This is a genomic window from Pantoea sp. AS-PWVM4 (assembly GCF_000468095.1).
Lineage (GTDB): Bacteria > Pseudomonadota > Gammaproteobacteria > Enterobacterales > Enterobacteriaceae > Pantoea > Pantoea phytobeneficialis.
In genome coordinates this window covers 84327-104185 of the sequence record NZ_ASZC01000005.1, presented here as the reverse complement: position 1 = coordinate 104185, position 19859 = coordinate 84327, and the positions used below count along the sequence as shown (strand labels likewise).

The window sequence follows — 19859 nt, the reverse complement described above, 5'->3', positions numbered from 1 at the left end:
ACAGAGACTACATCATGGATATCGTATTTATCGAGCAACTCACCGTGTTCACCACCATTGGCGTTTACGACTGGGAGCAGGGCATGCAGCAGAAGCTGGTGCTCGATGTCGAAATGGCGTGGGACAACCGTCAGGCGGCTGCCAGCGACGATGTTAATGATTGCCTCAGCTATGCTGACGTCACCGAAGCTATTTTAAACCATCTTAACGGCCAGCGTTTTGCCCTGGTTGAACGCGTGGCAGAAGAAATTGCGGATCTGTTGATGAACCGTTTCAAAACGCCCGGCGTACGCATCCGCGTAGGCAAACCGGGGGCTGTAGCGCAGGCAGCAACGGTTGGCGTGCGTATTGAGCGCGGGACTATTCCTAAATAAATCCGATGTGATTGCCATCACAATGAAACCAAACCAAATTATGGTGTGTCTTAGTTGCAGCCGCCGCGCTTAGTGCGGCTTAGTTGCCGGAAACCTTAAGGTTTCCTTCAGACTGGCGCAGGCATAATTTAAGGCGGTAAGCAGATGCGACCGCCTTTTTACTGTTTAAAACGGATAGAGGAAAATGTTGATGGCAGATATTCATCAGCTTTGGGTAGCTGCAATCCTGGGGATAGTGGAAGGTCTGACCGAGTTCTTACCGGTCTCATCCACTGGCCACATGATTATTGTCGGCCACCTGTTAGGCTTTGAGGGTGAAACCGCCGAAACCTTTGAAGTGGTGATTCAGCTCGGTTCCATTCTTGCTGTCGTGGTGATGTTCTGGCGTCGGCTCTTTGGCTTAATTGGTATTCACTTTGGTGAAGTCAAACATGAAGGTACGGGTAAAGGTCATCTGACCCTGATCCATATCCTGCTGGGTATGGTCCCGGCGGTGGTGGTTGGTCTGGTGTTGCACGATCAAATCAAAACCCTGTTTAACCCGATCAACGTGATGTATGCACTGGTGGTCGGAGGCGTGCTGCTGTTGGCAGCGGAACTGCTCAAACCTAAGCAGCCGAAAGCGGTCGGGATTGACGATATCACCTACCGCCAGGCATTTATGATTGGTTGCTTCCAGTGTCTGGCGCTGTGGCCAGGTTTCTCACGTTCTGGTGCAACCATCTCAGGCGGTATGCTGATGGGCGTGAGCCGCTATGCGGCATCGGAGTTCTCGTTCATTCTGGCGGTGCCGATGATGATGGGGGCAACGGCGCTGGATCTCTACAAGAGTATGAGTTTTCTGACGATGCAGGATCTGCCGATGTTCGCCGTCGGCTTTGTGACCGCTTTCGTGGTGGCGCTGATTGCGATCAAAGCCTTTCTGGAACTGATTAAACGTATCTCGTTTGTCTCATTCGCCATCTACCGCTTTATTATTGCGGGCGTGGTTTACATGCTGTTTATGTAAGACCTTGCGCGGCCAGCTCAGGCTGGCCGCGTGTCGATCAATCCTTCCTGCACCGCGACTCTGCGCCGACGGGTTAATTCTTCCCGTACTTCTGCCCCTTTGAATCCAGCCTCAATCACCGCTTTGGTTGGTACGGCCTGTGCCAGGGCAAAAGCCTTGCGCAGATAATCTCCCTGCGGATAAGCGTTGCTCTCCAGACCGGCACGACCACGGGCATCAGCTTCACTGGTCAGCGCCAGTTGCTCCACACGCTGTGGTTTACGCCAAGCGTCGACGCGATCGAATAACGCCACCAACATCTCGGCCGACTGCCGCTCAATGGTGTGCACCATATCGTGAAATTCGGCGACGATCAGCGCCAAATCGCGTATCGCATTGGGGACGCGTAAGCGCTCGCACAGCGCAGCCACAATTGGTACGCCCGCCAGGCCGTGACCGTGATGGCTCGGCCACTTTTCGCGCGGCGTAACCGCTTTGCCAGCGTCGTGAAATAGCGTGGCAAAACGGACATCCAACTCATCCGAGAGCGCCGCGGCAAGGGTTAACGTCATCAGCGAATGAATGCCGGTATCAATCTCCGGATGCCATTTAACGGGCGCGGGAATGCCAAACAAGTTATCCAGTTCCGGGAACAGCACCTGCAAGGCACCGCAGTCGCGCAGCACCTGGAAATAAACCTGCGGATTACGTGTCAGCAGCGCTTTTTCCGTTTCCTTCCAGACGCGCTCTGGCGTGAGGTGTGCCAGTTCGCCACTGGCGGTCATATCGCGCATCAGCGCCTGGGTTTCTTCGGCAATGCGAAAGTTGAGGTGAGCGAAACGGGCAGCAAAGCGCGCCACACGTAATACGCGCAGAGGATCTTCATTAAAAGCCGCAGAGACATGACGCAGGGTTCGATTGGCCAGATCGTGTTGACCACCGTAAGGGTCGATCAACTCGCCGTTGTCTGCCTGAGCGATGGCATTGATGGTGAGATCGCGCCGTTGCAGATCCTGCTCCAGCGTGACGTCAGGGGCGAACCAGGTCACAAAGCCGGTGTAGCCATTGCCGCTTTTACGTTCAGTCCGTGCCAGCGCATACTCTTCACGGCTTTGCGGATGCAAAAAAACCGGAAAATCCCGGCCAACTTGCTGATAGCCCTGCGCCAGCATCGCATCAGGCGTGGTGCCGACCACCACCCAATCTTTATCTTTTACCGGTAAACGCAACAGCGCATCGCGCACCGCGCCACCGACCAGAAACGTCTTCACTCAACTACTCCAGAGGTCAACTGCCTTTGCGTGCCATCCACGCATCTGACTTTAATTGTTACATAGTTTGGCCAAAATTCGGACATGCCAAAAGGGGCATCTTACGATCCCCTTAAGAAAAAGAACAAAAAGGTGCTTAGTTCATCCAGCGATTGTTCTTTTTGCGACGCGGCACCATATGCGGCAGTACCAGACCCAGCAGCAAACCGACACCCAACACGCCACCGCCATACATAAACCATTGCATGATGATGGTGCGTTGCTTGTCATCTAACTGGACGTTGGCGGCACTGACTTTTTTCTGCGCGACGATCAACTCGTTTTTCAACTTCTGATTTTCGTCTTTCAGATCGTTGATGGTGCTGTCGCTGTTGGCCACTTTATTTTGCATTTCCGACGTACGCTGGTTCCAGCTGTTGTCGATGTTTTGCAGCTTATCGGTGAGATCTTTCACCTGCTGTTCCAACTGTGGCACACGGGTACGCAGGCTGGGGTCGGTACTCAGCTGTGACAGCGGAATCCAGGTAGTACGACCCTGTGAGTCCTGGATTTGACCATACTGGGAGTCAGTGTTGGTTTGCAGCAACTGCACTTCCTCCCCGGCATTCAGCTTGCCAACCAGACGATATTGATCGCCAGGCCCGCTGCGTACCCAGGTGGATAATTCATCGGAGATATAACGCTTTTCGGCAGCATGGGCTGTCGAGATGGCGCTGAAAGCCAGCAAAGAAAGAGCGGCAAAAGTAATTTTTTTCATTCGATATCAAAGTTTGGTAAAGGCGTAAAAACACTGGCACAGTCTGGAGAGGCTTCCCATAAATCTGAATGAGAACTATCCTGGTCTCAATCTGGTGCGAAAAGGGTCGTAAAAGCAAAAGAAACCCAAGACAGCGCGCATTCAGTGCATTACTCTTCGCCAGATTAACTTCTTAACGTGCCAGCAGCGTATTCAAAAAAATTATGACCATCGAAATCGAATTAAAGTTCATTGCCACGCCAGAAGCGGCCGAAAAACTTGCCACCACCCTGGCGGCAATGCCTCATCAACATGTGGCGGCACGCGAACTGACCAACATCTATTTTGAAACCGATGACAATCAGTTGCGTCGCTGGGATATGGGACTGCGCATTCGTGGCGTTGATCAACGCTATGAAATGACACTTAAAACATCCGGCAAAACCGTGGGTGGTTTGCACCAGCGCCCGGAATATAACGTGGATCTTGATGCGCCAGACCTGGACATCGCGCTGCTGCCAGCCGAAATCTGGCCGCAAGGCACCGATGTCGCTGCACTACAGCAGCGGCTGGAACCGTTATTCAGCACCCATTTCCAGCGTGAGATGTGGCTGGTGCAATTTGCTGACAGTGAAATAGAAGTGGCGTTTGATCGTGGTGAGGTTGCTGCCGGTGAATTCAGTGAACCGCTGTATGAAGTGGAGCTGGAGCTGAAACAAGGTAGCCGTGCGGACCTCCTGAGTTTCGCTGCAAAGCTGATTGATATGGGGGGATTACGTCTTGGCAGCCTGAGTAAAGCCGCCCGCGGCTATCAATTGGCACAAGGTAATCCACCCCGTCCATTGCGGACCTTTCCGCTATTGAAGATACCGGCAAAAGCGACGGTGGAGCAGGGGATGATCAACGCTTTGTCTGCGGGGCTGAATCACTGGCAATACCATGAAGAGGTCTGGTTGCGAGGTAACCCGGCAGCAAAAACGTCAGTTCTGGAAGCGCTGGACGCGCTGCGTCAGACATTTTCACTGTTCGGCGCGCTGGTACCGCGCAAGGCCAGCAGCGATTTGCGTCAGAAATTGACGCGCATCGAAGAGGTGCTGACGAATGACGACCAGGAAGCTCAGGAACTCGGTTTTTCTCTTGCCTCTGTAGAAGCTCAGTTAGCGCTTACTCACTGGCTGGTCGAATCACAGTGGCATAACTGGTTGGATGATAAGAACAAAAGCAAATTGCAGGGTTCCTTCAAGCGCTTCAGCGACATTATGCTGAGCCGCATCGCCGCCGACCTGAAAGAAACGTTTGTTGATGTGCAGTTGTTTAATGAGTTTCAGGATAAAGCCACTCGCCTTAATCGTCAGTTGCTGGCGGTCCATCTGTTGGCAGGGGCCTATCCGGCAGAAGAGGTGAACAACTGGATGTCATCCTGGCAGACATTGCAGCACGCTATCCATATCCAGCAGGAACGTGGTTTGAATACCTTAGTGAATCAGGCGGTTAAACAGGTGCCATTCTGGCTCAATAGCGGCGCATCGCGTTAACGCGACGCAAAACAAATTCAGGGAGGGGAGATGTTGTTACCGTTATCCGCGCTGATGCAGGCGCAACTGAACAGTGCGGCAGACAAATTAGGTCTGTCGCCAGACGCACTGACCCCTGAACAGGCAGGCGCGCTCGCATTCAGTGACTTTATTGTCGACAACCTGCAACAGCATCCTGAGTGGTGGCAGCAGTTGCAACAACAACCTCCCCAACCTGAAGAGTGGCAACACTACGTCGCGTGGCTTAATGACACTCTGGCGGGCATTGGTAACGAAAGCGACCTGATGCGCGAGCTACGCCTGTTTCGCCGTCACATGCTGGTGCGAATTGCCTGGATGCAGTGCCTGCAACAGGCCAGCACCAGTGAGAGCCTGCAACAACTGAGCGTACTGGCCGAAACCCTGATTGCCGCCGCACGCGACTGGGTATGGCAGGATTGCTGCCGCGACTTCGGCACCCCCTGCAATGCCGCTGGCGAAGCACAGCCGATGTTGATTCTCGGCATGGGCAAGCTGGGCGGCAACGAACTCAACTTTTCCTCAGATATCGACCTGATTTTCGCCTGGCCAGAAAATGGCGTGACGCGCGGTGGCCGGCGTGAACTCGATAATGCCCAGTTCTTTACCCGTATGGGCCAGCGTCTGATCAAAGTACTCGATCAACCCACGGTGGATGGCTTTGTCTATCGTGTGGATATGCGCCTGCGTCCGTTTGGTGACAGCGGTCCACTGGTGCTGAGTTTTGCGGCGCTGGAGGATTACTATCAGGAACAGGGACGTGACTGGGAACGCTATGCCATGGTTAAAGCGCGTCTGATGGGCGATGACCAGGGGCGCTGGAGCCAGGAGTTGCAGCAGATGCTGCGGCCTTTTGTCTATCGCCGCTATATTGATTTCAGCGTCATTCAGTCACTGCGCAACATGAAGGGAATGATCGCGCGCGAAGTGCGCCGTCGTGGCCTGAAAGACAATATTAAATTGGGTGCGGGTGGTATCCGTGAAACCGAATTTATTGTTCAGGTATTCCAACTGATTCGCGGTGGGCGTGAGCGTTCACTTCAGCTGCGTTCCTTGCTGCCAACGCTGTCAGCCATTGGTGAGCTGGGTTTACTGACGGCACAGCAGGTGGAGCATTTGCGTGAGGCCTATTTGTTTTTACGCCGCCTGGAAAACCTGTTGCAAAGCCTGAATGATGAACAGACTCAAACCCTGCCGGAAAATGCACTGGATCGGCAGCGTCTGGCCTGGGGCATGGGGATGGCGGATTGGACAGCGCTCATTAACCAGCTTGAATGGCATATGGCCGGTGTCCGCGCCATCTTCGATGAACTGATTGGTGACGATACACCCGATATTGATGATCAGCGTGAACTGGCGGAATTCGCGGTGTTATGGCAGGACTCGCTGGAAGAAAGTGAGCTGGCCGTGCTGGTACCGCAGTTGGATGAAACACAGCGACATGCGCTGTTTGAGGCGTTAAACGCCTTTCGCCTGGATGTGGGCCGCCGTACCATTGGGCCGCGCGGTCGTCAGGCGCTTGATCAACTGATGCCGCGTCTGCTCAGCGAGGTGTGTCCGCGCAATGATGCGGCGGTGCTCCTCAATCGCCTGACACCGCTGCTGCTCGGCGTGCTGACGCGCAGTACCTATCTCGAACTGCTGACGGAATATCATGGTGCGTTGCGTCATTTGATTCGCTTGTGTGCCGCTTCGCCCATGGTTGCCAGCCAGTTAGCGCGCTATCCGTTACTGCTGGATGAACTGCTCGATCCGGCAACGTTGTATCAACCCACCGCGACGGATGCCTATCGCGATGAGTTGCGTCAGTATCTGATGCGTATTCCCACCGACGATGAAGAGCAGCAACTGGAAGCATTGCGTCAGTTTAAGCAGGCGCAGCATCTGCGAATCGCCGCAGCCGACATCGCCGAAACGCTACCGGTGATGAAAGTGAGTGATCACTTAACCTGGCTGGCCGAAGCGATCATCGAATCAGTGGTACAACAAGCGTGGAACATGATGGTGCAGCGCTATGGCCACCCATCGCATCTGAGTAACGACAACGAGCGCGGTTTTGCGGTTGTCGGTTATGGCAAGCTGGGCGGTTGGGAACTGGGTTATAGCTCAGACCTCGATCTGGTTTTCCTGCATGATTGCCCGGACGATGCGGTCACCGATGGAGAACGATCGATTGATGGCCGCCAGTTTTATCTGCGTCTGGCGCAACGTGTGATGCATCTGTTTAGCACCCGGACCTCTTCAGGCATTTTGTATGAAGTGGATGCTCGCCTGCGTCCATCAGGCGCGGCCGGGATGTTGGTCAGCACATTCGCTGCTTTCGATGATTATCAACGTAATGAAGCCTGGACCTGGGAGCATCAGGCTCTGGTGCGGGCACGTATTGTGTTTGGCGAACCGGCGTTGTGCGAGCAATTTAATCAGATCCGGCGCGGCATTCTTTGCTTGCCGCGTGATGCGGATACTCTACAGAAAGACGTACGTGAAATGCGTGAAAAAATGCGCGCGCATCTCAGCAACAAACATAAAGGGCGCTGGGAAATTAAAACCGATGAAGGTGGTATCACCGATATTGAATTCATCGCGCAATATCTTGTCTTAGGCTACGCCGCCCGGCAGCCAGCGCTGACCCGTTGGTCAGATAATGTGCGTATCTTTGAGCTGATGGCGCAGCACGACATTATGCCGGAAGAGGAAGCGCGTGCGCTGACGCATGCCTATGTCACGCTGCGTGATGCATTGCATCATCTGGCGTTGCAGGAGTTACCCGGCCATGTGGAGCCGGAAGCCTTCGCGGCAGAGCGCGCGACGGTCAACGCCAGCTGGCAGCGCTGGTTGGCTGGGGCTGAATCTGACAGCGCGGAACACTAAGCCATCTGTGCTATTATCCGCGCACTATTTTTATCGCAGTCTGGAGTCTCTGGAATGAAAGTAACACTGCCCGCATTTAACCAGGCCGCTGTGCTGGTTGTCGGTGACGTGATGTTAGACCGCTACTGGTATGGCCCCACCAGCCGTATCTCGCCTGAAGCACCGGTACCGGTGGTGAAAGTGGATACCGTGGAGGAGCGTCCTGGCGGCGCGGCCAACGTTGCGATGAACATTGCAGCGCTGGGGGCGGCTTCACGCCTGATCGGCCTGACCGGCGAAGATGATGCGGCGCGTGTGCTGAGTAACACGTTGCAGCAGGTGAAAGTGGACTGCGATTTTGTGGCGGTTAAAAGCCATCCAACCATCACCAAACTGCGCGTCCTGTCGCGTAATCAGCAGTTGATCCGTCTCGATTTTGAAGAGGGATTTGAACAGGTTGATCCTGAGCCGATCCATCAACGTCTGCGTCAGTCACTGGCACAGGCGGGCGCGCTGGTACTGTCTGACTATGCCAAAGGGGCGTTGAACAGCGTTCAGACCATGATCCAACTGGCGCGGGAAGCTAAAGTGCCGGTGTTGATCGACCCGAAAGGCACCGATTTCGCTCGCTATCGCGGGGCGACGCTGCTGACGCCGAACCTGTCAGAGTTTGAAGCGGTGGTGGGTAAGTGCAAAAGCGAAGAAGAGATCGTCAGCCGTGGTATGCAACTGGTGGCGGATTACGATCTCTCTGCGTTGCTGGTGACCCGTTCTGAAAACGGTATGACCTTGTTGCAGCCGGGTAAAGCACCGCTGCATCTGCCCACTCAGGCGCAGGAAGTGTACGACGTGACCGGTGCCGGTGATACGGTAATTGGCGTGCTGGCGGCGGTTCTGGCGGCGGGTGAAAGCCTCGAAGATGCCTGTTTCCTTGCGAACGCGGCGGCCGGTGTCGTGGTGGGTAAATTGGGTACTTCAACCGTGAGCACTGTCGAGCTGGAAAACGCCATTCACGCCCGCCCGGATAGCGGCTTTGGTGTGATGAACGAAGCGCAGTTAAAAGCGGCGGTGGCGCAGGCGCGTCAGCGTGGTGAGAAAGTGGTGATGACCAACGGCGTGTTCGACATTCTGCATGCCGGGCACGTATCTTATCTGGCCAATGCCCGCAAGCTGGGCGATCGTCTGATTGTGGCCGTCAACAGCGATGCTTCGACCAAACGTTTGAAAGGCGAAACGCGTCCAGTTAACCCGTTGGAAAACCGTATGATCGTCCTGGGCGCACTGGAAGCGGTAGATTGGGTTGTCTCATTTGAAGAAGACACGCCGCAGCGTCTGATCGCTGAAGTGTTGCCAGACCTGCTGGTGAAAGGTGGCGACTACAAGCCAGAAGATATCGCGGGTAGCAAAGAAGTGTGGGCCAACGGCGGCGACGTGCGGGTGCTCAACTTTGAAGATGGTATCTCCACCACCAATATCATCAAAACCATTCGCAGCCATTAAGCTGCCTGATGTCACGTAGCGGCGCGATTTATCGCGCCGCTACGGTTTTTTTAATTGATCATTTTGTTTCTTCTGGCTTAACCACATCGGCGGCTGGTGGCGCGCTGCGGCTTTCCAGTTGGGCCAGACGCTGTTCCAGCGCGGCCAGTTTCTCACGGGTGCGCAGCAACACCTGCGTCTGCACATCAAACTCTTCACGGTTAACCAGGTCCATACGGGTTAATTGTGCCTGCAAAACCTGACGAATTTTCTTTTCGACATCGTCGCCAAATTCGCGAATGCCTTTCGGCATGGCTTCATGCACCTGGCGGGCCAGTTGTTCAATTTTTTTCGTGTCGATCATGATAATTTCCTGGTTACGGGGGCCGATGACAGCGCGTATTCGGTCTTAATAGGCATTAAGTGTAATGCCAGAAACGAAAAGGTTAAACCTGAAATCTGCACCGCAGGAAATGCAAAAGCATTTGCGCTTTTGTTGATTGCCCGACCAGGTGATTGGCGTTATAGTGACTTCGCTTATTCTCAGGGCGGGGCGAAATTCCCCACCGGCGGTAAATCAGCTTCGGCTGAAAGCCCGCGAGCGCTTTCGCTGCAAAGTGAAAGGTCAGCAGATCCGGTGTAATTCCGGGGCCGACGGTTAAAGTCCGGATGGGAGAGGGTAACGACATCAAACGGGATATGCCCGTGTCACGTTATTGCCATGTGTTTTAAACGCACTCCTAAGCTCGCCCTGATTCTGGTAACTCATATTTTTTAAATAAAGGTTTTTTACCATGAATCAGACGCTACTTTCTGAATTTGGCACGCCGGAACAGCGTGTAGAACGTGCTATCGAGTCACTGCGTAATGGTCGCGGTGTGATGGTACTGGACGATGAAAATCGTGAAAATGAAGGCGACATGATCTTCGCCGCTGAAACCATGACCGTTGAGCAGATGGCGCTGACAATTCGCCACGGCAGCGGGATTGTGTGCCTCTGCCTCACCGAAGAACGCCGTCAGCAACTCGACCTTCCGATGATGGTGGACAACAACACCAGCTCATTCGGCACCGGTTTTACCGTGACCATCGAAGCCGCACAGGGTGTGACGACGGGTGTTTCCGCCAAAGACCGTATCACCACCATCCGTACTGCTATCGCTGATAATGCGAAACCGAGCGACCTGAACCGTCCTGGCCATGTTTTCCCGCTGCGCGCCCGTGAAGGCGGCGTGCTGGCACGCGGTGGTCACACTGAAGCGACCATCGATCTGGTCACCCTGGCGGGTTTCAAACCTGCCGGCGTACTGTGCGAACTGACCAATGATGACGGCAGCATGGCGCATGCGCCGGAAGCGATTGTGTTTGCTAAACAGCATGATATGCCTGTGGTGACGATTGAAGATCTGGTGGCGTATCGCCGTCAGCATGAAACACGTCACGCCAGCTAAGCTGCGTGGACTGAGAAAAAGGCTGGATCGATGATCCGGCCTTTTTTTTCATTCAAATTCTCTGATAAAGATCATCATGGTTATCAGCGTTAATCCTGACGTAAATCAGCGTATCGTAATGATTAATAAATCGGCACTTTTGTCAGGGGATTAATCATGAGCAACACCCGCATGCCAGCCCTGTTTCTTGGTCACGGCAGCCCGATGAACGTACTGGAAGATAACCGCTATACCCAAGCCTGGCAGAAACTGGGGGCGACTTTGCCGCGCCCACGCGCCATCCTGGCGGTTTCGGCGCATTGGTACACCCGCGGCACTGCGGTGACGGCGATGAGCAATCCACGCACCATCCACGATTTCGGTGGCTTTCCGCAGGCGCTGTTTGATGTGCGTTACCCAGCCCCCGGGTCACCAGAGCTGGCACAAGAAGTCGCGGAACTGCTGTCACCAGTGATGGTGCATCTCGATCAGGAATGGGGATTTGATCACGGGTCCTGGGGTGTGCTGGCAAAAATGTACCCGGAGGCGGATATCCCGGTGGTACAGCTGAGTGTCGATGGGACTAAACCTCCCGCCTGGCATTTTGAGTTGGGCCGCAAGTTGGCCGCATTGCGTGAGAGTGGCGTGATGATTGTTGCCAGCGGTAACGTGGTACATAACCTGCGTATGTTGCGTTGGGAAGGCGCTACCGAAGCCTACCCGTGGGCGGAAAGTTTCAACCAATATGTGCTGGATAACCTGAATTATCAGGGTGATATTACGTCACATCCGCTGGTTAATTACCTGCAACACGAAGGCGCGAAACTATCGAACCCAACACCGGATCATTATCTGCCGCTGTTGTATGTGCTGGGCGCACGTCACGAAGATGAAAGCGTTTCTATTCCGGTGGAAGGAATGGAGATGGGTGCCATCAGCATGTTGTCGGTGCAGGTGGGATAAAAGTCGTGTTGCATCGCGGCGCGAGACATGGCGCCGCGATGAAGTTACTCAATAAAGGTATGCGGATAGAAGCGTGACAGATCCTGGGTGATCAGCGCGCGATCCTCGCGGATACCGATCCCGGCGGGTTGATCGTCAATCAACCAGCTACCAATCAACGTGTAGCTATCACCAAATTTCGGTAACGGGTGGAACTGCTGCACAATCATACCTTCTTCACCGTAAGGCCCATCAGCTCGCGCGATTTCCTGTCCGTGCTCGATGATACGGATATTGGCCCCTTCGCGTGAAAACAGCGGTTTCACCACATATTTATCCATCTGCGGCACATTTGCGGCATCGGCGAAATAGGCAGGCAACAAATTAGGATGGTTAGGGAACATCTCCCACAGCAAAGGCAGCAACGCTTTGTTGGATATGATGCTTTTCCATGCCGGTTCCAGCCAGCGCACACCGGCATCTGCCAGTTTGGTGGAGAACATCTCGCGCAGCATAAATTCCCACGGGTACAGCTTGAACAGGTTGCTGATCACCTGATCATTGACGTCAGTAAACTGCCCCTTTTCACCCAGGCCAATCTCGTCGATGTAGAGGAATTCACTCGGCAGCCCGGCTTCGGTCGCACAATCCTGCAAATATTGCACGGTGGCGCGATCCTCTTCGGTATCACGACAGCAGGCAAAGTGCAGCCAGTTAAAACCATGCTGTTGATGCAGCGCGGCAAAGCGCTCAATCAACTTCTCTTGCAGGCTATTAAACTGATCGCTACCTTGCGGCAGGTTGCCTGCATTGAGCTGATCTTCCAGCCAGATCCATTGGAAAAAAGCGGCTTCATACAGCGAGGTTGGCGTATCGGCATTATTTTCCAACAGCTTGGCATCACCTTTGCCATCCCAGGCAAGATCGAGACGTGAATAGAGCGACGGCTGGCGTAATTTCCACGAATCACGCACAAAATCCCAGGTGTGTTTAGGAATGCAGAAGCGGGTGAGCAGCGCTTCGCTGTTCACCACTTTTTCTACCACTTGCAGGCACATTTGATGCAGTTCTGCGGTGGTGTCTTCCAGTTGCTCAACCTGCGCCAGCGTGAACTGGTAATACGCTTCTTCACACCAGTATGGCTCGCCGTGCATGGTATGAAACTGAAAACCATACTCGGTGGCTTTTGCGCGCCAGTCCGGGCGTTCGGTAATGGCAATACGTTGCATGGTGCGGCTTAGCCTCCCAGCGAGCGAGAGCTGGTACCGGTGGCACTGCTACGCTGCATGGTATTTTGCTTCGCTACGGTTTCACCAAAGCCGCCACGGGTGATGGTCGAAGTCGTCGCGGGTTTGGGAGCCAGGGCGGTTTTCGGCACGGTCATGGTGCGGCCAGAGGTGGCGGAACCGTAGTTTTTGCCAGACGCATCAACAAACTGGCCGTTAGCCGGGCTATTGGGGGTTTTGGGCGAGAACAGCGGCTGTTGCGCAAATCCGGCACCACCACCCATCATACGGCCCATCATATAACCTGCCATCAGCGGCATCCAGAAGCTGCCACTTTGTTGGGCCTCGGCATTGGTGCCTGCCTGCGCCGGGGTTTGCTGACATTGGTTTTCACCAAACTCCGCCACACAATCTTCACGCGTCGCATATTTTGGCGCGGTGCGTTCCGCTTCTTTCAATGCGTTGTTGTAGGCAGTGGTACATTGCGCGCTCTGGCTCGGATTAGCCTTGCTGCAATCATCCGCATTCTGGTACAGCGAAACTGTTTCATCGCTCTGTTCGCAGCCAGCCAGCATAAACACTGCGGTTACCGCGAGTGCAACGGGCGTCAAATGGCGCGCCTGCCAGCTTTTGCGAAAAGCGGCATGTCTAATGTTTTTAGTCCGTTTCATTTGTTTTCATCCTGTGCCCAAAGGTGACGCTTAGGATAGGGGATGAGTGGTGGAAATTGAAGCGACAGGCCGGGCAGTAAGGGGATCTTTACGTAGCTATACGTTTGAATGAGAAAGGGGCCGCTTGCGGCCCCGGAATGGCTTAGTTACTGAAAGGATTGCTGGTGCTACGTGCCGCTGCCGGACGCGCTTTAGCGGCGGCAGATGCAGAAGACGCTTTAGGACCATTATCCACGCTGGCTGCTTGCTGCGAGTTTTCCGGTGCTACCGTTTCCGGCGAGGTGGATGTCTCTTTACCAAGCTGGCCGTTCAGCAGTTGCAGATCCTGTTCGTTGAGCGTGCCCAGCGCATATTTAATATTGAGCTGGTTGATCATGTAGTTATAACGCGCATCCGCTAACTGCTGCTTCGCGTTATACAGCGTCGTGGTGGCATCTAACACATCAACAATGGTACGCGTACCCACCTGATAACCGGCTTCCATCGCATCCAGAGAACTTTGTGAAGACACGACAGCCTGTTTGTAGGCATCGATGCTACTGATCGAAGCGTTCACGTTGTTAAAGGAGGAACGCACGGTCTGAATGGCGCTGCGATGGGCGCTTTCCAACTGCTCGCTGGCGCTGACAAAACTGTACTGCGCCTGTTTCACCTGCGAAGTCACCGAACCACCGCTATACAGCGGCAGGGAGAAGCTCAGACCCACCTGGTTAGAACCGGTGATGGAGTCAGAGGTGCTGGAGCTTTGATTCGCACGGCTACCGCCGTATTTGCTGTTCGACATACCGGTTGAGGCAGTCAGATCCAGTGTCGGCATATGGCCGGTTTCCGCAGAGCGGATTTGCTCACGCGCCAGATCCTGACTCAGGCGTGCAGACAACAGGCTGAGGTTGCGGCTTTCAGCCTCTTTTAACAGCGAACTAACGGCATCCGGACGTTTTGTTTTGAAGCGGTCAATATTCAGCTCCGCCAGCGACAGGTAATCCATGCCGGTGATCTGGCGCAACGCTTCGACAGCGTTATCGAGGGTGTTACGGGCGGTCACTTCGCTTGCCAGTACGCTGTCGTACTGCGCGCGGGCGTTCTGCACGTCAGTGATAGCAACCAGACCGACATTAAAGCGTTGTGTTGTCTGATCCAGTTCACGATAAATCGACTGTTTCTGCGCTTCGGTATAAGAAAGGGTATCAATGGCGTTCAGTACATTAAAGTAGGCGGTAGCGGTGTTCAGAATCAGATCCTGTTGGGCGATCTGATAAGTGACATCCTGAATACCGGCAGTTTTTTCCTGCAACGTCAGAGCACGCCATTTCGACATATCGAAAATCGTTTGCGTTAATTGCAGTGATGCGCTGGTCGTGTTGGAATGAAGGCCGCTGCTGTCGCGGAAACCATTGTTATAGGTATAATCTGCACCCAAGCCTAATTGCGGCAGTAACGGGCTGCGCGCTTCATTAATTTTCTCAAAAGCTGCATCGCGATCGGCGGCAGCAGAACGCAGTGTCGGGTTACTTAAACGCGCCTGCTGATAAACCTGCAGCAGGTTCTCTGCCTGGCTGGCAAGGCTGAAACCGCCCAGGCTCAGTCCAATAAAAAGTGGGAGCAGTTTTTTCATTTGCATTCCTTTTGTTGCAGCAAATTGCACTGGTAGCGCTGCAGGTAAGCCAAAAAATAATCGCCGATTCTAGCAGAGACGGCGCGACAGATAAGTTGGCTGAACGTGCCTTCTTCCTCTAATTTACGTAAATAATTCAGAAAGAACCACTCGGACGGAGCACAAGGGTTGGCTTTTCTTCGCTCCATCCCAATCTGCATAAGGAGCCAGAAGATGGCGGATAAAAAAAAATCCCCTGTGACTTTCACAAAAAACGATGTAGAAATTATTGCACGCGAAACACTTTACGACGGTTTTTTTTCCATTGTTCGCTATCGTTTCCGTCACCGTCTTTTTAATGGCGAAATGAGTGGTGAAGTGCAACGCGAAGTTTTTGAGCGCGGCCATGCTGCCGTACTGCTACCCTATGATCCCCTGCGTGATGAAGTTGTGCTGATCGAACAGATCCGCATCCCGGCGCTTGACTCCAGTGCAACGCCCTGGCTGCTGGAGATGGTGGCTGGCATCATTGAACCGGGTGAAACCACGGAGCAGGTGGCGCGTCGCGAAGCCGTTGAAGAAGCGGGCCTCAAGGTTGGGCGCACCAAACCGATAGTGAGTTACCTTGCCAGTCCGGGCGGCACTTCAGAACGCCTGTCGATCCTGGTGGGAGAAGTGGATGCCAGCCAGGCAGAGGGAAATCACGGGCTGGAGGAAGAGAATGAGGATATTCTTGTCCATGTGGTGAGCCGCGAACAGGCTTATCGCTGGGTGGAAGAGGGGATTATCGATAACGCAGCGTCTGTCATCGCCTTGCAATGGCTGGCGTTGCACCATGAAAAACTAAGAGAAGAGTGGAAGCCAAAATGAGACAGCGCTATACCCCTGACTTTCCCGAAATGATGCGCCTGTGCGAAACCAATTTCGCCCAGTTACGCCGCCTGCTGCCAAAAAGCGATGAGGCAGGTGCTTCGGTGACCTATCAGGTGAATGGCGCCAGTTATCAGCTGACCATCGAGGAATCCACCCGTTACACTACGTTGGTGGAAATCCGCCAGGTCGCACCGGCGGTGAGTTACTGGAGTCTGCCGTCGATGTCGGTACGGCTCTACCATGATGCGATGGTCGCTGAAGTGTGTTCCACTCAGCAGATCTATCGTTTTAAAGCGCGCTATGATTACCCTAATAAAAAACTGCATCAGCGCGATGAAAAACATCAGATAAACCAGTTCCTTGCGGATTGGTTACGCTATTGTCTGGCGCACGGTGCTGTGGCACTGCCCGTTTGCTGATAGCGTATAATGCGCGCAATGGCGTGGAGATTAAGGAAACGCTTTGGATAGCCTGCTAACTCTTTCTGCGGCGAGTGGGGCCGATATCAGGATTTTACAAATCACGGATACCCATCTTTTCGCGGGAAAACACCAATCGCTGCTTGGGGTGAACACCTGGTCGAGTTTTGATGCGGTGCTGGATGCCATAGAGGCCCAGCAACGCGATTACGACCTGATTATCGCCACGGGTGATCTTGCTCAGGACCATTCGGTCGAAGCTTATCAGCATTTCGTGGCGGGCATTGCGCGCCTGCCTAAACCCTGCGTCTGGTTGCCGGGCAACCACGATTTCCAACCTGCGATGGTCAACACGCTGGCCGATGCAGGAATTGCAGCAGACAAACATGTGCTGCTGGGGGATTACTGGCAACTGGTGCTGCTGGATAGTCAGGTGTTTGGGGTGCCGCATGGCATGTTGAGCGAATATCAGCTGGAATGGCTGGAAAAAACGCTGGCAAAATTCCCGGAACGGCATACGTTGGTGTTGTTGCACCACCATCCATTGGCCTCAGGATGTACCTGGTTGGATCAACACAGCCTGCGCAATCCTCACCAACTGGAAGCGGTGCTACAGAACTTTCCGCGCGCGCGGAATCTGGTGTGTGGTCACATTCATCAGGAGCTGGATCTCGACTGGCATGGCCGCCGGGTGCTGGCGACACCTTCTACTTGCGTGCAGTTCAAACCGCATTGTACTAACTTCACCATAGATACCGTGGCGCCAGGCTGGCGTTGGTTTACGCTCAAGTCGGATGGCACTTTGCACACCGAAGTGAACCGTTTGCAAAGTGAGGAATTCCGGCCTGATCTTGACTCTGAGGGCTACTAAACGATGGCGGCACTGATTTATCTGCACGGATTCAACAGTTCACCGCTCTCAGCAAAAGCCACGCAGCTACAGCTTTGGATGCAGCAACATCATCCGGCGGTTGAGGTGATTGTGCCGCAACTGCCACCGTTCCCGGCAGATGCCGCCCTGATGCTCGAAGATATGGTTTTACAGCACTCGGGTGAAACGCTGGGTCTGGTCGGATCTTCGCTTGGCGGTTATCTCGCCACCTGGTTATCACAATGTTTTATGCTGCCAGCGGTGGTGGTCAATCCCGCCGTTCGGCCCTTTGAACTGCTGGTGGATTATCTCGGTGAGAACCGGAATCCCTACACCGGTCAGCAATATGTGTTAGAGTCACGCCACATTTACGATCTGAAAGTAATGCAGATTGACCCTCTGGAAGCGCCCGATCTAATCTGGCTGCTGCAACAGACCGGCGATGAAGTGCTCGACTACCGTCAGGCGCTGGATTATTACAGCGCGTGCCGTCAGACGGTCGAAGAGGGCGGCAATCATGCTTTTATCGGATTCGAACGCCATTTTGCGCAGATTGTTGATTTTCTTGGGCTAAACCACCCTTGAGAACTGCGTAGTGTGCCAATATTCATATTGCTAATCAGACAGTTACGATGAGCCAATCAAGTTATAATGCCGATGCCATTGAGGTCCTGACCGGCCTTGAACCTGTACGTCGTCGTCCTGGCATGTACACCGACACCACGCGCCCAAACCATCTGGGCCAGGAGGTGATCGATAACAGCGTCGATGAAGCGCTGGCTGGCCACGCCAAACGGGTTGAAGTGATTTTGCATGCTGACCAGTCACTGGAAGTCATTGATGACGGCCGTGGTATGCCGGTTGATATCCACCCGGAAGAAGGGGTGCCGGCGGTTGAGCTGATCCTTTGCCGACTGCATGCGGGCGGTAAATTCTCCAACAAAAACTACCAGTTCTCCGGTGGCCTGCATGGCGTGGGGATCTCGGTGGTTAACGCCCTGTCAAAACGTGTTGAAGTCACGGTGCGCCGCAACGGCGAAATCTACAACATCGCGTTTGAGAATGGTGACAAAGTACAGGATTTGCACGTTACCGGTACGGTAGCGAAGCGCAACACCGGGACCAGCGTACATTTCTGGCCGGATGAAAGTTTCTTCGACAGCCCCCGCTTTTCCGTTTCCCGCCTGAGCCATCTGCTGAAAGCCAAAGCAGTGCTTTGCCCGGGCGTGGAGATTGTGTTTAAAGATCAGGTCAACAACACTGAGCAGAGCTGGTGCTATCAGGATGGTCTGACCGACTACCTGTGTGAGGCGGTAAACGGCCTGCCGACGCTGCCGGAAAAACCCTTTGTCGGCAGCTTTGCCGGTGATGTGGAAGCGGTTGACTGGGCGCTGCTGTGGCTGCCGGAAGGCGGTGAACTGCTGACGGAAAGCTACGTCAACCTGATCCCGACCATGCAGGGCGGTACGCATGTCAACGGTCTGCGTCAGGGGCTGTTGGATGCGATGCGTGAATTCTGTGAATTTCGCAATATCCTGCCGCGCGGCGTGAAACTCTCAGCGGAAGATATCTGGGATCGCTGTGCCTATGTGTTGTCGGTGAAAATGCAGGACCCGCAATTCGCCGGGCAGACCAAAGAACGTTTGTCTTCGCGCCAGTGTGCGGCCTTTGTGTCGGCGGTGGTGAAAGATGCCTTCAGCCTGTGGCTGAACCAGAACGTGCAGGCCGCAGAACAGCTGGCGGAGCTGGCGATCTCCAGCGCCCAGCGTCGTATGCGTGCGGCGAAAAAAGTGGTGCGTAAAAAGCTCACCAGTGGTCCGGCACTGCCGGGTAAGCTGGCAGACTGTACCGCCCAGGATCTGAATAAAACCGAACTGTTCCTGGTCGAAGGTGACTCCGCAGGCGGATCGGCCAAGCAGGCGCGCGATCGTGAATATCAGGCGATCATGCCGCTGAAAGGTAAGATCCTGAACACCTGGGAAGTGTCTTCTGATGAAGTGCTGGCCTCGCAGGAAGTGCATGATATCTCGGTGGCGATCGGTATCGATCCTGACAGCGACGATCTCAGCCAACTGCGTTACGGCAAGATCTGTATCCTCGCCGATGCGGATTCCGATGGTTTGCACATCGCCACCCTGCTGTGTGCGCTGTTTGTGAAGCATTTCCGCACCCTGGTCCAGAATGGCCACGTCTATGTAGCGATGCCGCCGCTGTACCGTATCGATCTCGGCAAAGAAGTGTATTACGCACTGGATGAAGACGAGAAAGAAGGTGTGCTGGAGCAGCTGAAGCGCAAGAAAGGCAAGCCAAACGTTCAGCGCTTTAAAGGTCTGGGTGAGATGAACCCGCTGCAACTGCGCGAAACCACGCTTGATCCTAACACCCGCCGTCTGGTACAGCTCACCGTCAGCGATGACGATGTGGAGCAGACGCTGCGCGTGATGGACATGTTGCTGGCGAAGAAGCGTTCCGAGGACCGCCGTAACTGGCTGCAAGAAAAAGGCGATTTAGCCGACATCGAAGTTTAAGAAATCAGGGCGCTGCGGCGCCCTTTTTTATCGGCAACGCTGAAAGGAAGTAAC

General features: G+C 54.2%; 18 protein-coding genes and 1 riboswitch. Of the genes, 12 read left to right on the top strand and 6 right to left on the bottom strand.

Annotated features, from left to right (window positions below; translation table 11 throughout):
- Positions 1-14: 14 nt before the first annotated feature.
- Both folB and bacA read left to right on the top strand, forming a co-directional pair.
- The gene (folB, locus tag L579_RS06415) at positions 15-374 is read left to right on the top strand and encodes a bifunctional dihydroneopterin aldolase/7,8-dihydroneopterin epimerase (protein WP_036625522.1); all 360 of its coding nucleotides are present in this window, start codon (positions 15-17) and stop codon (positions 372-374) included.
- A gap of 190 nt (positions 375-564) precedes the next feature.
- Positions 565-1383 (top strand): undecaprenyl-diphosphate phosphatase, encoded by an 819-nt coding sequence (gene bacA, locus L579_RS06410; RefSeq protein WP_021183465.1) that lies wholly within the window; start codon positions 565-567, stop codon positions 1381-1383.
- 17 nt (positions 1384-1400) lie between these two features.
- On the opposite strand, the gene L579_RS06405 is transcribed toward bacA, so the two are convergent.
- Together L579_RS06405 and L579_RS06400 are read right to left on the bottom strand one after the other, a co-directional pair.
- Positions 1401-2633 carry a multifunctional CCA addition/repair protein gene (locus L579_RS06405; RefSeq protein ID WP_036625517.1) on the bottom strand — a complete coding sequence of 411 codons (1233 nt, stop codon included), beginning with the start codon at positions 2631-2633 and terminating at the stop codon, positions 1401-1403.
- 136 nt (positions 2634-2769) lie between these two features.
- A complete protein-coding gene (locus L579_RS06400; protein ID WP_021183464.1) occupies positions 2770-3390 on the bottom strand; it encodes a TIGR04211 family SH3 domain-containing protein in 621 nt (206 codons plus the stop codon).
- 203 nt (positions 3391-3593) lie between these two features.
- Here L579_RS06400 and L579_RS06395 point away from each other — a divergent pair, with 203 nt between their 5' ends.
- Genes L579_RS06395 through hldE form a run of 3 tightly spaced genes read left to right on the top strand, consistent with a single transcriptional unit; the run spans position 3594 to position 9272 of the window.
- On the top strand, positions 3594-4904 hold the full coding sequence (locus tag L579_RS06395) for a CYTH domain-containing protein (protein WP_021183463.1): 1311 nt from the start codon (positions 3594-3596) through the stop codon (positions 4902-4904).
- Between the two features lie 30 nt (positions 4905-4934).
- Positions 4935-7793 carry a bifunctional [glutamate--ammonia ligase]-adenylyl-L-tyrosine phosphorylase/[glutamate--ammonia-ligase] adenylyltransferase gene (gene glnE, locus L579_RS06390; RefSeq protein ID WP_021183462.1) on the top strand — a complete coding sequence of 953 codons (2859 nt, stop codon included), beginning with the start codon at positions 4935-4937 and terminating at the stop codon, positions 7791-7793.
- A 54-nt stretch (positions 7794-7847) separates the two neighbouring features.
- Entirely contained in the window at positions 7848-9272 is a 1425-nt protein-coding gene (gene hldE, locus L579_RS06385; protein WP_021183461.1) for a bifunctional D-glycero-beta-D-manno-heptose-7-phosphate kinase/D-glycero-beta-D-manno-heptose 1-phosphate adenylyltransferase HldE, read from the top strand.
- A gap of 58 nt (positions 9273-9330) precedes the next feature.
- Here the strand turns inward: hldE and L579_RS06380 are convergent, their stop codons facing one another.
- A complete protein-coding gene (locus L579_RS06380; RefSeq protein ID WP_021183460.1) occupies positions 9331-9615 on the bottom strand; it encodes a ubiquinone biosynthesis accessory factor UbiK in 285 nt (94 codons plus the stop codon).
- 171 nt (positions 9616-9786) lie between these two features.
- Positions 9787-9936: riboswitch (FMN riboswitch) on the top strand.
- 109 nt (positions 9937-10045) lie between these two features.
- On the opposite strand from L579_RS06380, the gene ribB reads away from it, so the two are divergent.
- Together ribB and ygiD are read left to right on the top strand one after the other, a co-directional pair.
- A complete protein-coding gene (ribB, locus tag L579_RS06375; protein WP_021183459.1) occupies positions 10046-10702 on the top strand; it encodes a 3,4-dihydroxy-2-butanone-4-phosphate synthase in 657 nt (218 codons plus the stop codon).
- Between the two features lie 156 nt (positions 10703-10858).
- Positions 10859-11644 (top strand): 4,5-DOPA dioxygenase extradiol, encoded by a 786-nt coding sequence (gene ygiD, locus L579_RS06370; protein ID WP_021183458.1) that lies wholly within the window; start codon positions 10859-10861, stop codon positions 11642-11644.
- Between the two features lie 44 nt (positions 11645-11688).
- Here ygiD and L579_RS06365 read toward each other — a convergent pair whose 3' ends face one another.
- The 3 genes from L579_RS06365 to tolC all read right to left on the bottom strand — a co-directional run bounded on the left by L579_RS06365 (position 11689) and on the right by tolC (position 15135).
- Entirely contained in the window at positions 11689-12852 is a 1164-nt protein-coding gene (locus L579_RS06365; RefSeq protein WP_021183457.1) for a glutathionylspermidine synthase family protein, read from the bottom strand.
- 8 nt (positions 12853-12860) lie between these two features.
- Positions 12861-13520, bottom strand: coding sequence for a DUF1190 family protein (locus tag L579_RS06360; RefSeq protein WP_021183456.1), 660 nt, complete (start codon positions 13518-13520; stop codon positions 12861-12863).
- Between the two features lie 142 nt (positions 13521-13662).
- Positions 13663-15135, bottom strand: coding sequence for an outer membrane channel protein TolC (tolC, locus tag L579_RS06355; RefSeq protein ID WP_021183455.1), 1473 nt, complete (start codon positions 15133-15135; stop codon positions 13663-13665).
- A 213-nt stretch (positions 15136-15348) separates the two neighbouring features.
- On the opposite strand from tolC, the gene nudF reads away from it, so the two are divergent.
- The 5 genes from nudF to parE are packed head-to-tail and all read left to right on the top strand — an operon-like array spanning position 15349 to position 19805.
- The gene (nudF, locus tag L579_RS06345) at positions 15349-15984 is read left to right on the top strand and encodes an ADP-ribose diphosphatase (RefSeq protein WP_021183454.1); all 636 of its coding nucleotides are present in this window, start codon (positions 15349-15351) and stop codon (positions 15982-15984) included.
- Positions 15981-16406: a DUF1249 family protein gene (locus L579_RS06340; RefSeq protein WP_013510528.1), complete on the top strand. Its 426-nt coding sequence runs from the start codon at positions 15981-15983 to the stop codon at positions 16404-16406. Before nudF ends, L579_RS06340 begins: the two co-directional genes overlap by 4 nt.
- Positions 16407-16449: 43 nt before the next feature.
- Entirely contained in the window at positions 16450-17277 is an 828-nt protein-coding gene (gene cpdA, locus L579_RS06335; protein ID WP_021183453.1) for a 3',5'-cyclic-AMP phosphodiesterase, read from the top strand.
- A 3-nt stretch (positions 17278-17280) separates the two neighbouring features.
- Positions 17281-17862 carry an esterase YqiA gene (gene yqiA / locus L579_RS06330; protein ID WP_021183452.1) on the top strand — a complete coding sequence of 194 codons (582 nt, stop codon included), beginning with the start codon at positions 17281-17283 and terminating at the stop codon, positions 17860-17862.
- A 47-nt stretch (positions 17863-17909) separates the two neighbouring features.
- On the top strand, positions 17910-19805 hold the full coding sequence (parE, locus tag L579_RS06325; protein ID WP_021183451.1) for a DNA topoisomerase IV subunit B: 1896 nt from the start codon (positions 17910-17912) through the stop codon (positions 19803-19805).
- Positions 19806-19859: the final 54 nt, after the last annotated feature.

Bases quoted from the DNA above. Each gene is read 5' to 3' on its own strand.
- folB (WP_036625522.1), top strand. From the start codon at position 15: ATGGATATCGTATTTATCGAGCAACTCACCGTGTTCACCACCATTGGC.
- bacA (WP_021183465.1), top strand. From the start codon at position 565: ATGGCAGATATTCATCAGCTTTGGGTAGCTGCAATCCTGGGGATAGTG.
- L579_RS06400 (WP_021183464.1), bottom strand. From the start codon at position 3,390: ATGAAAAAAATTACTTTTGCCGCTCTTTCTTTGCTGGCTTTCAGCGCC.
- L579_RS06395 (WP_021183463.1), top strand. From the start codon at position 3,594: ATGACCATCGAAATCGAATTAAAGTTCATTGCCACGCCAGAAGCGGCC.
- glnE (WP_021183462.1), top strand. From the start codon at position 4,935: ATGTTGTTACCGTTATCCGCGCTGATGCAGGCGCAACTGAACAGTGCG.
- hldE (WP_021183461.1), top strand. From the start codon at position 7,848: ATGAAAGTAACACTGCCCGCATTTAACCAGGCCGCTGTGCTGGTTGTC.
- L579_RS06380 (WP_021183460.1), bottom strand. From the start codon at position 9,615: ATGATCGACACGAAAAAAATTGAACAACTGGCCCGCCAGGTGCATGAA.
- ribB (WP_021183459.1), top strand. From the start codon at position 10,046: ATGAATCAGACGCTACTTTCTGAATTTGGCACGCCGGAACAGCGTGTA.
- ygiD (WP_021183458.1), top strand. From the start codon at position 10,859: ATGAGCAACACCCGCATGCCAGCCCTGTTTCTTGGTCACGGCAGCCCG.
- L579_RS06365 (WP_021183457.1), bottom strand. From the start codon at position 12,852: ATGCAACGTATTGCCATTACCGAACGCCCGGACTGGCGCGCAAAAGCC.
- L579_RS06360 (WP_021183456.1), bottom strand. From the start codon at position 13,520: ATGAAACGGACTAAAAACATTAGACATGCCGCTTTTCGCAAAAGCTGG.
- tolC (WP_021183455.1), bottom strand. From the start codon at position 15,135: ATGAAAAAACTGCTCCCACTTTTTATTGGACTGAGCCTGGGCGGTTTC.
- nudF (WP_021183454.1), top strand. From the start codon at position 15,349: ATGGCGGATAAAAAAAAATCCCCTGTGACTTTCACAAAAAACGATGTA.
- L579_RS06340 (WP_013510528.1), top strand. From the start codon at position 15,981: ATGAGACAGCGCTATACCCCTGACTTTCCCGAAATGATGCGCCTGTGC.
- yqiA (WP_021183452.1), top strand. From the start codon at position 17,281: ATGGCGGCACTGATTTATCTGCACGGATTCAACAGTTCACCGCTCTCA.
- parE (WP_021183451.1), top strand. From the start codon at position 17,910: ATGAGCCAATCAAGTTATAATGCCGATGCCATTGAGGTCCTGACCGGC.